10 protein-coding genes and 1 pseudogene are annotated in these 13,985 nt (G+C 72.4%); 5 read left to right on the forward strand and 6 right to left on the reverse strand.

The genetic code is table 11. The features are described from left to right. Positions 1-74 precede the first annotated feature (74 nt). Complete coding sequence (locus tag JYK18_RS37525; protein ID WP_206808469.1) at positions 75-584, reverse strand: hypothetical protein; 510 nt, start codon at positions 582-584, stop codon at positions 75-77. Between JYK18_RS37525 and JYK18_RS48350 the strand changes: the two are divergent. The 4 genes and pseudogenes from JYK18_RS48350 to JYK18_RS37555 form a co-directional block, all read left to right on the forward strand. Next, positions 575-1,396 (forward strand): annotated as a pseudogene (locus JYK18_RS48350) (ALF repeat-containing protein); the annotation flags it as partial. The gene JYK18_RS37525 and the pseudogene JYK18_RS48350 sit on opposite strands and share 10 nt — an antisense overlap. Positions 1,397-1,896: 500 nt before the next feature. Then, complete coding sequence (locus JYK18_RS47785; RefSeq protein WP_307796240.1) at positions 1,897-4,338, forward strand: ALF repeat-containing protein; 2,442 nt, start codon at positions 1,897-1,899, stop codon at positions 4,336-4,338. A 32-nt stretch (positions 4,339-4,370) separates the two neighbouring features. Beyond that, entirely contained in the window at positions 4,371-5,936 is a 1,566-nt protein-coding gene (locus JYK18_RS37550) for a tachylectin-related carbohydrate-binding protein (protein ID WP_206808474.1), read from the forward strand. 114 nt (positions 5,937-6,050) lie between these two features. Then, a complete protein-coding gene (locus JYK18_RS37555) occupies positions 6,051-6,407 on the forward strand; it encodes an HPF/RaiA family ribosome-associated protein (RefSeq protein ID WP_206808476.1) in 357 nt (118 codons plus the stop codon). An 82-nt stretch (positions 6,408-6,489) separates the two neighbouring features. On the opposite strand, the gene JYK18_RS37560 is transcribed toward JYK18_RS37555, so the two are convergent. Both JYK18_RS37560 and JYK18_RS37565 read right to left on the reverse strand, forming a co-directional pair. Then, on the reverse strand, positions 6,490-7,347 hold the full coding sequence (locus JYK18_RS37560) for a hypothetical protein (protein WP_206808478.1): 858 nt from the start codon (positions 7,345-7,347) through the stop codon (positions 6,490-6,492). A gap of 19 nt (positions 7,348-7,366) precedes the next feature. Next, positions 7,367-7,987 (reverse strand): L-threonylcarbamoyladenylate synthase, encoded by a 621-nt coding sequence (locus JYK18_RS37565; protein WP_206808481.1) that lies wholly within the window; start codon positions 7,985-7,987, stop codon positions 7,367-7,369. Positions 7,988-8,127: 140 nt separating this feature from the next. Between JYK18_RS37565 and JYK18_RS37570 the strand changes: the two genes are divergently transcribed. Beyond that, entirely contained in the window at positions 8,128-8,523 is a 396-nt protein-coding gene (locus JYK18_RS37570; RefSeq protein WP_206808487.1) for an STAS domain-containing protein, read from the forward strand. Here the strand turns inward: JYK18_RS37570 and JYK18_RS37575 are convergent. The 3 genes from JYK18_RS37575 to JYK18_RS37585 all read right to left on the reverse strand — a co-directional run bounded on the left by JYK18_RS37575 (position 8,490) and on the right by JYK18_RS37585 (position 13,982). Next, positions 8,490-9,776, reverse strand: coding sequence for a cytochrome P450 (locus tag JYK18_RS37575; RefSeq protein WP_206808488.1), 1,287 nt, complete (start codon positions 9,774-9,776; stop codon positions 8,490-8,492). The two genes, JYK18_RS37570 and JYK18_RS37575, sit on opposite strands and share 34 nt — an antisense overlap. Before the next feature lie 167 nt (positions 9,777-9,943). Next, positions 9,944-10,636, reverse strand: a complete 693-nt coding sequence (locus tag JYK18_RS37580; RefSeq protein WP_206808489.1) for a LuxR C-terminal-related transcriptional regulator — start codon at positions 10,634-10,636, stop codon at positions 9,944-9,946. A gap of 529 nt (positions 10,637-11,165) precedes the next feature. Next, on the reverse strand, positions 11,166-13,982 hold the full coding sequence (locus JYK18_RS37585; RefSeq protein WP_206808491.1) for an AAA family ATPase: 2,817 nt from the start codon (positions 13,980-13,982) through the stop codon (positions 11,166-11,168). Positions 13,983-13,985: the final 3 nt, after the last annotated feature.

Genomic DNA, 13,985 nt, shown 5'->3' on the forward strand with positions numbered 1-13,985 from the left:
ATTGTTTTCACCGCCTTTCTAGCGAGTTCGGCGAATGGTCGTCAAGCCGCTCATTCGCGAACTACAAATCTTTGTCAGACAATGCGGAGTTCCATGAGCGCCGCTTCGACACCGGTGTCACTCTCCCCGACCGGCTTCCACAGTCCGGCCGCCACGTCGTAGGTCTTGGACTGGCCACTGGCCGCGGTGAGCTTGGCGGTGAGGTTCTTGTCCCCGCCGTAGATCAGGTAGACGCTCGGGACCTGCATGCTCAGGTAACCGGTGGCGCCGACCGCGCGGAAGCAGACGTCGCCGGCGGCCCGGCTGCGCAGCTGGATCAACGTGGGCCCACCGCAGTCGGCCAGTGCGATGTGGCCGTCCCCCCGGCCGAGCACGATGCCGCGCTCGGCGAGGATCTCCTCGGCGTTGGGGTGGACGAAGTCCTCGACCAGGGACCCGGGCGCGTCGGCGGGGGCGGCGGGGGCGGCCGCGGCCGGGGACGCCGCGCCGGTCCCGGCGAGCCCGGCGGCCCCGGCCACCGCGGCCGCGGCCAGCACGGCGGTCAGCGCGACCTTGACGCCCGGGGGCAGCGTGAATGAGGGCATGGTTCTTTTCCTTCGGGATAGGTGCAACGCAGAAGTTCGAACACCGGCCAGAATGCCATTGCCGGGACCCGGCTGGCGATAAGCCATTCGGCCGATTGCCGCCGGGAGCACGGCTGCTACCTTCATTCCGCCCGGATGGGCGTTCACTTTTCAATTCTCTGACATTTCTGCCTCATTGTGCTGCCCAAATCAGCGAGAGGAATGGGCTGGTGCGTGTTAGAAGATCACTGAGACGGGGCCTGGCCGCCCCGCTGGCGGCGTTGACCGCCCTGTCCCTGCTGGTGGCCCCGGCCGCCGCCGACCCACCGCCGTCGGCACAGAGCGTGCTGACCGACCGCGCGGTGACCCTGTCCATCCTGAAGTCCGGCGGGCCGGGCGTGGCCAGGGCCGCGGGCACCGCGCTCGCGGGCACCGACGAGGACGTGCGCACGTTCCTCGCCACCGGGTTCGCCGTGGCCGAGGAGAACGACCTGCGGGTCCGCGTCGGGCAGATGCTCGCCGAGGGCGGGCCCGGTGTGCGCCAGGCCGCGCAGACCGCGCTCGGCGGCTCGGCCGAGACCCTGCGCACGTTTCTCGCCTCGGGCTGGCAACGCCCGTGGGAGGACGACATGCGCGTGCAGATCGCGCAGCTGATCAACTCGGGCGGCCCCGGGGTGAAGGCGGCCGCGCAGCGCGCGCTCAACGGCACCGTGCAGCAGCTGATGACCTTTCTCGGCACCGGCCGCCAGAGCGCGCAGGACGACGACGACCGGGTGCGGGTCGGGCAGATCATGAACGCCGGCGGCCCGGCGGTGAACCGGGCCGCGCAGGCCGCGCTCAACGGGTCCATCGAGGACGTGCGCGCGTTCCTGCTCGACGGTTACCTGGTCGCCGCCGCCCGCGACCACGAGACGCTCTCCGTCGCGCAGCTGGCGGATCTGGCCAAGGAGGCGGGGACGCAGGCCGCGCAGCAGACCGAGATCGCCAGGGACGCCTCCAGCAAGGCGGTGGAAGCGGCGCGGTTGGCCAAGGAAGCAGGCGAGACGGCGGCCCGTGAGGCGGCCGCGGCCCGGGATTCGGCGATCAAGGCGGGCAACGCGGCCGGCCGGGCCGCCGGCGCCGCCGGGCGCGCCGCGCAGGCGGTCGCAGGCCGGTGCGGCGTCGCGGGCGGCCAACGACGCGGCCCGCGTGGCCGCCAACGCGGCCGGGCAGGCGTCGCACGCGGCGTCGCTGGCCAGCCAGACCGCGGCCAAGGCGCGGAAGGCGGCCAGGCCGCGGCCGGGGACCGGCAGCACGCCCAGCCGCGCGGCAGGCCTCGGTGGAGGCCCATCGCGTGGCACAGGACGCGAGGGTGGCCGCGCAGGCCGCGGACGCCGCGGTCACCGCGGCGAACGCGGCGGCCGGGGGCGCGCAACCGGGATCGGCCGCGGCGAACGCCACCGCCGCGGCCGACGCGCCGGCGGCGCAGGCGGGCGCAACGCCCAGGCAGGCGGGCGCCAGCGCCGAAGAAGCCAGGCGGGCGGGCGAACGCGCACGCCAGGCGGCCGCGGAAGCGACCCGCGCGGCGAACGTGGCCAAGGCCATCGCCCAGGAGGCGGCGGCCGCGGCGGCCGAGTCACGGGACGCGGCGAACCAGGCCGCGCAGCACGCCTCCGCCGCCGGTGACGCGGCCTACCAGGCCTACCTGCACGCCGGCGAGTCCGCCGGGCAGGCCGACAAGGCACAGGCCGCGGCGGACGCCGCCGACCTCGCCGCGGACCAGGCCGAAGCGGCGGCGAACTCGGCGGGCAAGGTCAGCGCGCTCGCGCGCAAGGCCGACGCCGAACGCCTGCTCAGCCAGCAGAACAAGCAGATACAGGAGGCGCAGGCGGCCAAGCAGGCCGAGGCCGACCGGGCGGCCGCGGCCGCGTGGGAAGCCGGGCAGCAGGCCAGATTGAACGCCGAAGCGCAGCGCCTGCTCGACGAGGCCAGGAATCCCGCGACCGCGCCGGCCGTGGTGGTCTCGAACGGCCGGAAGGTGGCCGTGCGGCTGCACCAGACCGGTGGTCCCTGGGTGCGGCAGGCCGCGGAGTTCGCGCTGACCGGGACCGAGACCGACGTCACCGAGTTCGTGCGGACCGCGCTGGCCGTGGCCACCGAACGCGACGACCGGGCGAGCACGGGCGCGATCGCGGACTCCACCGCGAAACCGGCCCAGCGGGCCGCCGCGCTGACCGCGATGGCCGGAAACCACGACCAGGTCAAGGAATTCCTGCGCACCCGGTACTACCCGGGCAAGGACGACGACGACCGGATCGAACTGGCCCGCATCATGAACGAAGGCGGCCCGGGCGTGCGGCAGGGCGCCCAGCGGGCGCTCAGCGGCACCATCGAACAGGTCCGCGAGTTCCTGGCGACCGGGCAGCACACCGCGCGGCGCGCCGACGACGCGGTGCTCGTCGGCCAGGCGCTCAACACCGGCGGGCCCGAGGTGAAGGCCGCCGCGCAGGCCGCGCTGTCCGGACCGGACTCGTACGTGCGCACGTTCGTCACCTCCGGGATCCCCCGTGCCCAGCAGCGCGATGCCGACACCGCGGCGCACGTGGCCGAGATCGGCGGCTACCTCGCCGCGGCGTCGAGGTCGGCCGCGGGGGCCAGGCAGGACGCGTTCACCGCGCTGAGCTACGCGGCGACCGCCCGGCAGGCGGCCAACGAGGCCGCCGAGTACGCCAACCAGGCCACCGCGTCGGCCGAACGGGCCCGGCAGTTCGCCGCGCAGGCGGCGGCCTCGGCCGACCAGGCGGAACGGTCGGCGGCCGACGCCGCCCGGTCCGCGCAGCTGGCCAGGGAGGCCGAAGCGGCGGCGCACCGCAGCGCGAGCCAGGCACAGCAGTCGGTCATCCACGCGCAGGACTCCGCCACCAGGGCGGACCAGTCGGCGAACTCGGCGAAGGCGGCCGCCGACCGGGCCCGGGCGGACGCGATCGCGGCGGGCGAGTCCGCCGCCGACGCGGCCAGGCTGGCGCGCGAAGCCGCCGACCGGGCCGCCGAGCTCGAACGGCAGGAGGCGGAAGCCCGCAGGCGGGCCGAGGACGAGGCCCGCAAGCCCGAACCAGCGCCGGGTCAGCCGGCTCGCCCCGACGACCCGAACTACGAAGCCGCCAAGCGGAACTTCTTCGGCGGGGCCCCGGCCGACGGGGCGCACAAGGTGTGGGACACCAACGCCAGGATGCCCGGGCGCGGGATCATCATGATGCGGTTCTTCATCCACAGCGACGACGCGGCCTTCGGCCTGCTCGACGGGGACGACCGCGGTTTCTCGATGGATCCCGGCGCCTCGTCCCGCATCATCGCGGCCTGGGACACCGACACCGGCAAGGTCAGCTACACCGTCACGAAGTCCACCAAGGAGGGCGGCTACATCTGGTCGCCCGGTGGCGCGGTCCGCGTACCCGACCGCGTCTACCCGGCCCATCCGATCACCCCGGGCGGGGACAACGACCTGCGGGTGCGGATCCAGCAGGAGGGCTACCTGGCCGCGGACTACACCGGGCTCAACGGCCTGCTGCCGTTGTTCCAGGTCAACGGCCGGGTCGAGGTCAAGATCGACAGCCAGGTCGGCACCAAGAGCTACATCGGTGGCGACGACTACCCGGACTTCGAGGTGGTCCAGTACTGGAAGAACGAGGCCCCGCGCAGCCTCGGCACCGACGAGATGAGCGCGCTGCAGGGGGTCGCGAGCGCGCCGCTGATGGGCCACCGCTCGGTGTCGTGGCTCAACGGCCAGCCCGCCTAGTCCCGATCCACGAACTCTGGGGAATGGAAACCATGAGGAACAGAAGGAACACCAGAACCGCGGTGGCGGCGCTGACCGCCGCCGCGGCGGCCGCGGCCGTCCTGGCCACCCCGGCCGCCGCGGTCAGCGGGGGCACGCCCACCGGTGACTACGGTGACCCGCACTGGGCCACCGCGCGGATCACCATCGGGGACAACTTCCGGGCCTGCTCGGGCACGCTGGTCTCGGACCAGTGGGTGGTCACCGCCGCGAGCTGCTTCGCGGAGAACCCCGGCTCCCCCGTCCCGCCCGGGCCGCCGTCCCGGCCCACCACCGCCAAGTTCTGGTACAGCGCCGTGCAGCCCGCCGCCGCCAGTGGCGGGGCGGACGCCCTCGTCCAGCGGATCGTCGACCTGAGACCGCGCACCGACCGCGACCTGGTCTTCGCCAAGCTCGAGTCCCGCGTCGGGTTCTACGGGGCCCGGCTGTCGTCACGGGCGCCGCAGCAGGCCGAACCGCTGCAGCTGGCCGGTTTCGGCCGGACCGGCACCGACTGGGTGCCGCTGCGCCAGCACGTCGCCGGCACCACGGTGTCGGCGGTTTCGGCCACCACCTTCACCGCGACCGGCGCCTCGGACACCTGCCGCGGTGACGCCGGCGGTCCGGCCTACCGCGGTGACCCGCACGACCCGGAGCTGGCCGGGGTGCACAGCACGTCCTGGCAGAAGGGCTGCTTCGGCTCCTCGGAGACCAGGAGCGGATCGGTCGAGACCAGGGTGGACGATCTGCTCGACTGGTTCGGCGAGCACAACCCGGACCAGTTCATCCGGTGCACGACCAATCCGCAGTTCTTCGCCACCAAGGCGGGCTCGGTCAAGTTCGTGCACAACACCTACCCGCCGAACAGCACGCTGAAGCCGGCGCTCGACGGGGTGAACCACTGGACCGACTGGGGGACCAGCTCGGTGCCGGGCCTGTTCAAGGCCGGGCCGGGGACCGGCTGGTCGGTGCACCAGAAGACCGGCTCCGGTGACGGGTTCAACGACGGCGACCTGCGCATGTGGAACAACTTCGCCAACCCGGTCACCGGCGGCACGCGGGTCGGCACCGGCTGGCAGTACTACCTTTCCGCGGCCAACCGGGACAAGCTCACGGTGGACGAGAAGGGCAGGCTCTACCGCATCGACCCGAACGGCGACCTCCGGCTGTTCGTCTGGGACACCGCGGCCGGACGCTGGCAGAACGACGCCGGAGTGGTGCTCGACACCGGGTGGGGCCGGTTCAACTCCGTCACCGCCGCCGGTGACGGCGTGCTCTACGCCCGCACCACGGCGGGCGCGCTGATCCGGTTCCACTACGACCACACCGCCGGGACCTGGGTGCAGCGGGACCACACCACGCCCGGTTACTGGGGCGACTACGCGCAGCTGGTCTCCCCCGGCGCGGACGTCATCTTCGGCACGCTCCTGCCCTCGAGCGCGCAGAAGATCGCGTGGACGCGGTACAACCCGCGCACGAACACCTGGCGCACGCCGCTGGTGGTCGGCCAGGCCGCGCACTGGGGCGGTGACTACTCCGTCACCGCGATACCGAACAGCTGCACCCGCACGCGTCACTAGCGGGCGACCGGGCCGCCGCTTTCCCCCGGGCGGCCCGGTTCGCCACCCGGTGGTTTGCCCGGCGCGGCAACGGGGTAGTAGCACCTCCACAGTCGCCCGACATGGAGGTCGCGCATGCAGATCCAGGTCAACACCGATCACCGCATCGAAGCCGGGGAGCGGCTCAGCGCCTACCTGACCGAGGAGCTGGCCTCCGCGCTGTCCCGCTTCGACGGGTGGTTGACCAGGGTTGAGGTGCACATCAGCGAGGAGGGTGCGCCACCGACCGAGACCAAGCGGTGCGTGATGGAGGCACGCCCCGCGGGCGCGCAGCCGATCGTCGCCCGCCACGAAGCGGGTTCGGTGGACGAGGCCTGCACCGGCGCCACACTAAAGCTGGAGAAAGCGCTGGACGCCAAGTACTCCCGCAAACACGAGCACAAGGGCGGCGAGAGCATCCGGCACCTGCCGGTGACCGAGCAGCCCGCCTGAGCGACCGACCGCCGTGGCATCCGTGCCACGGCGGTCCGTTGCGGGCAGGCCGAGAAAGGCCGGCCGGCGGAAATTCGCACCGTCAAGGCTGCGGCAGCGAGGACAGCGCCCGTTCCGCGGCCCCCGCCGCGCCGGTCGCCTTTTCCAGGGTTTTCTCCGCCACCGCGACGGCTTTGCGGACCTCGCGGTGTTTCTGCTTCAGTTTCGCCAGTTCCGTTTCGAGGTTTTCCACGCGGGTGCCCAGTTCCGCGGCCTCGGATTCCAAATCGGACAGTTCGCGGGCGGCGTCGTCCCGTTCGGCGGCGGTGCGCTTGGCCCGTTCCTCGGCGTGGGCGCGTTCCTCGCGGCGACGGCGTTCGGCCTCCGCGCGCTTGGCGGCCAGCTCGTCGTGCACCGGCTTTTTCTTCTCCGGCTTGGGTTTCTCCCGCGCGGGCGCGGGCGAAGGCGCGGTGGACGCGGCCATCAGCCACATGTCGGTCATGTCCGGGGTCAGCGCCGTGCTCAGCCGGGCCGCGGTCAGCTGCGCGGCGGCCTCCTCCCCCGCCACCGCCGCTTCGAGGGAACTCTCGATCTCCCGCGTGATCGACTCGCTCATCGCGACGCCCTCGGTCCGCGCCACTTCGCGCGCCAGCCCGAGCAGCCGGTTGATCTGCTCGCGGCGGCGGTGGGAAAGCTCCCGGATGTCGTCACTGGCCAGCGACCGGTGCGCCTCGCGCAACGACTCGCCCAGTTCGGTCAGCTCGCCGATCTCGTCCGGGTGCGCGACCACCAGCCGGTTCGCCAGCCACGCCGAACTGGTCGGCTTGCGCAGTTCCTTGATCCGCGCCGCCAGGTCCTTCTCGCCCGCCTTGCGGGCCTCGGCCGCCAGCTCGTTGCGGCGGCCGGTGAACTCCTCCCGCGATCCGGCGTACAGCTCGGCGGCGGCTGAATCGAGGTCCATGCGTTCAGGAAAACACAGCTCACTCGAACCGGGCTGTGTCGCCCGCCCCGCGCCGCACGATCTCCGGCTCGCCGCCGGACAGGTCGATCACCGTGGTCGGCTCGGTCCCGCACTCGCCGGAGTCCAGCACCGCGTCGACCTGGTGGTCCAGCCGCTCCTTGATCTCCCAGCCCTGGGTCATCGGCTCCTCGGAGTCGGGCAGCAGGAGCGTGCTCGACAGCAGCGGCTCCCCCAGTTCGGCGACCAGCGCCTGGGTGACCACGTGCTCGGGGATGCGCACGCCGACGGTCTTCTTCTTCGGGTGCATCAGCCGCCGCGGCACCTCCTTCGTGGCCGGCAGGATGAACGTGTAGCTACCCGGCGTCGACGCCTTGACCAGGCGGAACACCGCGTTGCTGACGTGCACGAACTGCCCGAGCTGGGCGAAGTCCTGGCAGACCAGGGTGAAGTGGTGCTTGTCGTCGAGGCCGCGGATCTCCTTGATCCGGTCGATCCCGTTCTTGTTGCCCAGCCGGCAGCCCAGCGCGTAGCAGGAGTCGGTCGGGTAGGCGATCAGGCCGTCTTCGGTGATCAGCCGCACGACCTGGCTGATCGCCCGGCGCTGGGGGTTCTCGGGGTGCACGTCGAAGTACCTGGCCATGGCCGGAGCATAGAGACGGTGATCGGCCGCCGCCGGGCAGGGGCGGGCTCGTCTTGTCGGCGGCTGCCCGGCCCCGTACCGTGCTGGGGAAAGCCGTCACGATGAGCGATCGTGCGCACACACCCCAGCGAGGTGCTGCCGTGGAGCGAACCGCCACCACCTTGGCCGTGCGAACCGCCCGCCCGGCCGCGGGCGTCGCCGTGGTCAGCGCGGCCGGCGAGATCGACCTCGGCACGCTCACCACCTGGGACACCGCACTGGCCGCCGCCCTGCACTCCCCGCCGGAGGTGCTGGTCGCCGACCTGTCCGCGGTCGAGTTCCTCGGCAGCAGCGGCATCGCCACCCTGGTCATGGTGCAGCAGGAGACCGCCGAACGCGGGGTGGAGTTCCGGGTGGCCGGTGCCACCCGCGCGGTGCGCCGCGCACTGGAAGCCACCGGCGTCGGCGAGGTGCTACGCCTGTACGAGACGGTCGAACTGGCCGTGCACGGCGGTGCGCTGACTCAGACGAGCACCGGCAGCGACTCGACCCCGTAGACCACCGACACCTTCCGGAACGCCAGCTCCTGCGCCGGGACGGCCAGGCGCAGCTCGGGGAACCGCCGGACCAGCGCCGGGTAGGCCGCGCGCAACTCCATCCTGGCCAGCTCGGCGCCGATGCAGCGGTGCACGCCGTGCCCGAAGGCCACGTGCGAGGTCGGGCTGCGGAAGGCGTCGAAGTCCTCCAGCGCCGGCCCGAACTGCGGGTCCCGGTTCGCCGCGCTCAGCGACACCACCACCACGTCGCCCTCGCCGATCCGCACCCCGCCGATCTCCAGGTCCTCCCTGGCGAAGCGCGGGAACGCGGCCTGCACCACGGTCAGGTGGCGCAGCGCCTCCTCGACGAACCCGTTGATCGCGGCCCCGTCGTCGGCGTCGTCGTGGACGCGCTTGAAGGTCTCCTGGTCCTGCAGCAGCACCAGCGCGCCGAGTGCCAGCATGCTGGCGGTCGTCTCGAACCCGCCGGTCAGCACGCCGTCGGCGAGCCCGGCCAGTTCCCGGTCGCCGACCTCGTCGCCGTGTTCCTTGATGATCTGGCCGAGCAGCCCGTCACCGGGGTTCTCCCGCTGCTTGCGGACCACGCCGAGCAGGTACTCCAGCGATTCCGAGATCGCCCCGAACGAGGCCTCCGCCCCGCTGAACAGGTCGAACCGCGCCACGCTCAGGTGCTGGAACTCGTCGCGGTCCTCGTACGGCACGCCGAGCAGCTCGCAGATCACCAGCGACGGGATCGGCAGCGCGAACTCCTGCACCAGGTCCACCGGACCGTGCGCCGAGGCGGCCTCGATCGCGTCCAGCCGTTCCTCGATGATCCTGGCGATACCGGGCTTGAGCCGCGACAGCCGCCGCATGGTGAATTCGGGGGTGAGCAGCTTGCGCAGCCGCGTGTGCACCGGCGGGTCGGCGAACCCGAGCCCGCCGGGGTTGGCTTCGGCGCTCGCGCCCGCCTCCCCGACCAGGTTGTTGAAGTCGTTGCTGAACCGGGTGGCATCGGCGAGCACCGCCTTGGCCTCCTCGTGCCCGGAGACCAGCCACACGTTCACCCCGAACGGGATGTCCAGCTTGCTGATCGGCTCGCGTTCGCGCAGCCGGGCCAGCTCCGGCACCGGGTCGAGCCCGTTGCGCCGCAGCGGCATCAGTGCCGAATCCGGGAACATGCCCAGCTTCGACAGGTCGAATCCCTTTTTGCGCACCCTGCTGAGATACCGGCGTGCCAGCCAGGCACTCACTCGCGTCCGAAGCTGCCCCACCCGGCCGACGGTACCCCTGACTCCGGCAAACCGCCCACACCCCCCGGGGTCTGTGCGGCAACCCACAAGCTCCCGGTTACCTGATCGTTAGCGGCCGGAAAGGTCGTCCCCCGGACGTGGGAGGAGGCCACGACCCACCGGGTCGCGGCCTCCGGTCCGGGACAGCCCTACTTGACGAAGTCGTCGACCACCTTGGGCGGCCAGATGCCGACGTTGAGCACGCCCATCGAGTACGCGCGCGAGACCAGCGCGGCGCGGTTGGGCACCTTCAGCTTCCGGAGCAGGCCGCTGACGTGGTACTCCACGCCCTGCCTGCTCAGGTACAGCCGCGAAGCCAGCGGAATGGTGGAGAACCCGGCCGCGATGCCCTCCAGGATCCGGGCGTCCATTTCGGACAGGATCTTCTTGCGGTTGGTCACCACACCGGCGTCGGCGACGCCCTGCGCCGGCCGCATCATCACCAGGATGGTGGTGGACCCACCGACCTCGGCCGCCCCGCCGCGCACCGCCACCCCGGTCAGCGTCGCCGGGAAGGCCACCCCGCCCGCGCGCACCAGCACCACGTGCGCGGCGAAGCGGTGGCGCTTGCCCTCGACCAGCCCGGCGAACTGCCGCCGCAGCGCCTGCTGCATGCTCGGGTGCACCAGCTCGGTGAACCCCCGGCCGCACACGTCCGCCGAAGCCATTCCGAACTGGCGGAAGAACTCCTGGTTCGCCTGCTGGATCCGCAGCGCGGAGTCCAGGCACACCATCAGCCCGGACTTCTCGGCGTGCGCCTGGGCCTCGGTGTCCACGGTCAGTTCGTGCTCCAGACCGCGGACCGGTGCCCGGCCGGCTTCCGCGAGTGCTGCACTCGTCATGGTGACTGCCCATCCCTTCGCTCGTCAAAGAACCGACGCCGCCGATCGCCATTTCGAAACGGTGTTCAAAAACAGTGTTTCGATCGCTGGCACCCGAGTCCGGCGGCGAGTTCCCGCCCCGCGTTTCTTAGAGCGCTCTACGCCGTCAAGTCGTATTGAAAACTATCCACCGAAAGAGCGGGGCGTCAATGAAGGCGGTAACTGGTGGAGAAGCCTGTGGGAACTTGTCGAAGTAGTACGGGGCGACACCGGCGGTGCCGGTGGTTCGGTACGGTCGGTCCGCCCGAACCCCGCTCCCACCGGCGCGAATCCGGCCGTTCACCTGGGCTGTCCCGGGTCGACCGAACCGTACCACCGACACCGTCGGTACCGACACCGAACCATGCGGGCGGTGGACCGAGGGAATAGCGACAGCGGTGGAATCACGCTTGGAACGGGCTGATTGCCATTAAGTTTACCGGCGGGAAACGCGAGAACTTCCCTAGCTGGTAAGTGAGCTGCGGCACCAGGCGGGCACTGGAATTATTCGTCAACCCGCGTCGGGTGCGGCGGCCGAGATCGCCTCGGCCAGCCCGGCCCGCCCGGCCACGCCGAGCTTGCGGTAGGAATTCGTCAGGTGCTTTTCCACCGCGCGCGAGGAGACCCCGAGCCGCTCGGCGATCTCGGCGTTGGTCAGCCCGGTCCCGGCCAGTTCGGCCACCCGGCGCTCGGTCCGGGTCAGCGACACCTTCGGCGGCGGGGCGGCCGCCTTGCCCGCCGACCCCGGCCGGGCGCGTTCCACCAGCCAGTTCGCCCCGCAGGCGGTGGCCAGTTCGGCGCCCTCGCGCAACGCGGCGGCGGCCTCGGGAGTGTCCCCCAGCCGACGGCCGAGCAGGATCAGCGCCCGCGCCAGTTCCAGGTCGTTGGCCGAGCCGCGCAGCGTGCCGACCGCGTCCCGCAGCAGGTCCAGCCCTCGGTCACCGCCGTGCAGCCAGCCCTGCAACCGCAGCGCCCGCCCGATCGCCGAGGCCGCGCCCCACGATTCGGCCCAGGCGTGCTCCTCCTCGGCCAGCGCCAGCGCCGACGGGCCGTCGCCGAGCCGCTGGTGCAGGCTGATCGCCCACGGCCGCCACGGGTACAGCGAGGAATTGCGCCAGCCCGACGCCTCCAGCAGCCTGCCCACGGTGAGCAGCCCGTCCAGCGCGCTGACCCACTGGCCCTGGTGGGCGTCCACCGCCGACTCCAGGATCTGCGCCACCGCGGTCAGGCTCAGGCTCTCCCCGCGCCGCCTGCCCACCCCGCTGACGATCCGCTTGCTCAGCTCGATGTCACGCAGTTCCAGCGCCACCGCGGCGAGCGAGACCATGGCGCACGCGCTGACCTCGTGCCAGTCGGCGTCGACCAGCTGCATCGCGCGCTCGGCCTGCTCGCGCGCGGCGGGCAGCCTGCCGCGCGCGGTCAGCACGAGCGAATGCTCCACGTGCACCAGCGCGTCGGCCACGGTCACCTGCTGGCGGCGTGCCTGCCGCTCGATGGAGAGCCAGGAACTGATGCCCTGCACCGAATCCGCCGCGATCAGGGTGAGCACCAGCAGCGGCAGCGCGGTGTGCACGTGCGAGGGGGTGGCCGGTTCGCGCTCCAGGATGCGGTTCGCCAGCGAGGCCAGTTCGGCGGCGGGGCGCCGCGAGCTGATCGTGGCGGCGTGCAGCAGCACGACGATCAGCTCGCGTTCGGCCCCCGAGCGCATCGGCGGGCTGTCACCGAGGCCGCGCAGCCGTTCGCTGGCCGAGGCCAGCTCCGCCGGGTCCTCGTGCCCGGCGTGGCGCAGGCGGGCTTCCAGGCGCAGCGCGATCTCCCGTGCCGAACCGTCCAAAGTGTCCGCACTGCCGAGGTCGCCGGCCACCTGCCCGATCAGGTCGATCATCGACGCCGGTGGCGCGCCGAGCACGGTCGGCGCGATGCGCAGCACGGCCGCGGCGCGGTCGCGCGGGGTGGTCAGCAGCGGCACCGCCTGGGACACGTGGCGTTCGCAGGCGGCCGGGTCGAACCCGCGTTCGGCGGTGGCCAGGTCGATCAGCAGCCGCGCGCGGTCCTCGCCCTCGGTGGAGCTGTCCAGCAGCGCGCGCCGCAGGTAGCGGGCGGCGGTGTCCGGCGCGCCCCGGCGCAGCGCGGTGTCGGCGGCGGCCCGCAGCACCACCACCGACCACGGCTGCCGCGACACGGTCACCGCCATCAGCTGCGCGGCCACCTGCTCGGCCGGCGCGCCGAACCGGTAGAGCAGGGCGGCGGCCGAATCGTGCAGCCGTTCGCGCTCGACCACGGTCATCGAGGCCTCGACCGCGTCCTGCACCACGCGGTGGAAGAAGCGCGGTTCCTGCTCGGTGGCCAGCAGGCCGAGCTGGTGCAGCGAGCGCAGCGCGCCGGCGAAGCCGATCGCGTCGAGCCCGGCCAGCCGCGCGATCAGCTCGGGATCGCCCTGTTCGCCGAAGGTGGCGATGGCCGCGGCCAGGTCCCGCACCGGCCGCGGCTGGTTGCGCAGCCCGCTTTCCACGCGCTCGCGCAGTTTCGACGGCCGCTGCGTGCGCAGTTGCGGTGCCTGCGCGGCTTCCGGGCGGCAGCCGGTGGCGACCAGGCTGAACAGCACGGAGTTCAGGAACAGCGGATTGCCGGCGGAGGCCTCGTGGCAGGCGCTGGCGAACTCGTCGTCGCCCTCCTCGCCGAAGTGCCCGAGGATGACTTCCCTGGTGGCCTCGAAGGAAAGCGGCGCCGGGGTGAGCACGCGGGTGGCCGCGTCGGCCACTTCGCGCACCAGCGCGTGCTGCGCGCGCGGATCCCCGTCGCGCAGCGTGCAGACCACCACCACCCGCAGCCCCGGCAACCGGCGCGCGAGGTAGGCGAACCAGCGCAGCGACGGCACGTCCGCCCACTGGAGGTCGTCGACCAGCAGCAACAGCGGGGTTTCCTCGCCGACGTTGGCCAGCAGCGTGCACAACCCGTGCAGCACGGCCTCGGACTGGGCCACGTCACGGGATTCGGCGGCGGGCACGGCGTCGTCGGCGAAGACCAGCTTGGCGAACCCGGCGCGCTCCTGCAGCCAGTGCTCGTGGGTCTCCTCCGGCGTGCCCGCCAGCAGGCTGTCGAACAACTGCCGGACCACGCCGAAGGCGAAGTCCTGTTCCATCGGCGCCGCGTGCGCGCGCAGCACGCGGACCGCCTCGGTGCCGGTCACCCCGGGAAGCCGCTGCAGCAGCGCGGATCGGCCGATGCCCAGCGGGCCGCGCAGCAGGATCAGCGCGGACTCGCCCGCCGTCGCCGCGCGCAGCGCCTTGGCCACCAGCGCGAGTTCGGCGTCCCGCTCGAGCAACATCGG

The sequence above is a fragment of the Amycolatopsis sp. 195334CR genome (assembly GCF_017309385.1).
Taxonomy (GTDB): domain Bacteria; phylum Actinomycetota; class Actinomycetes; order Mycobacteriales; family Pseudonocardiaceae; genus Amycolatopsis.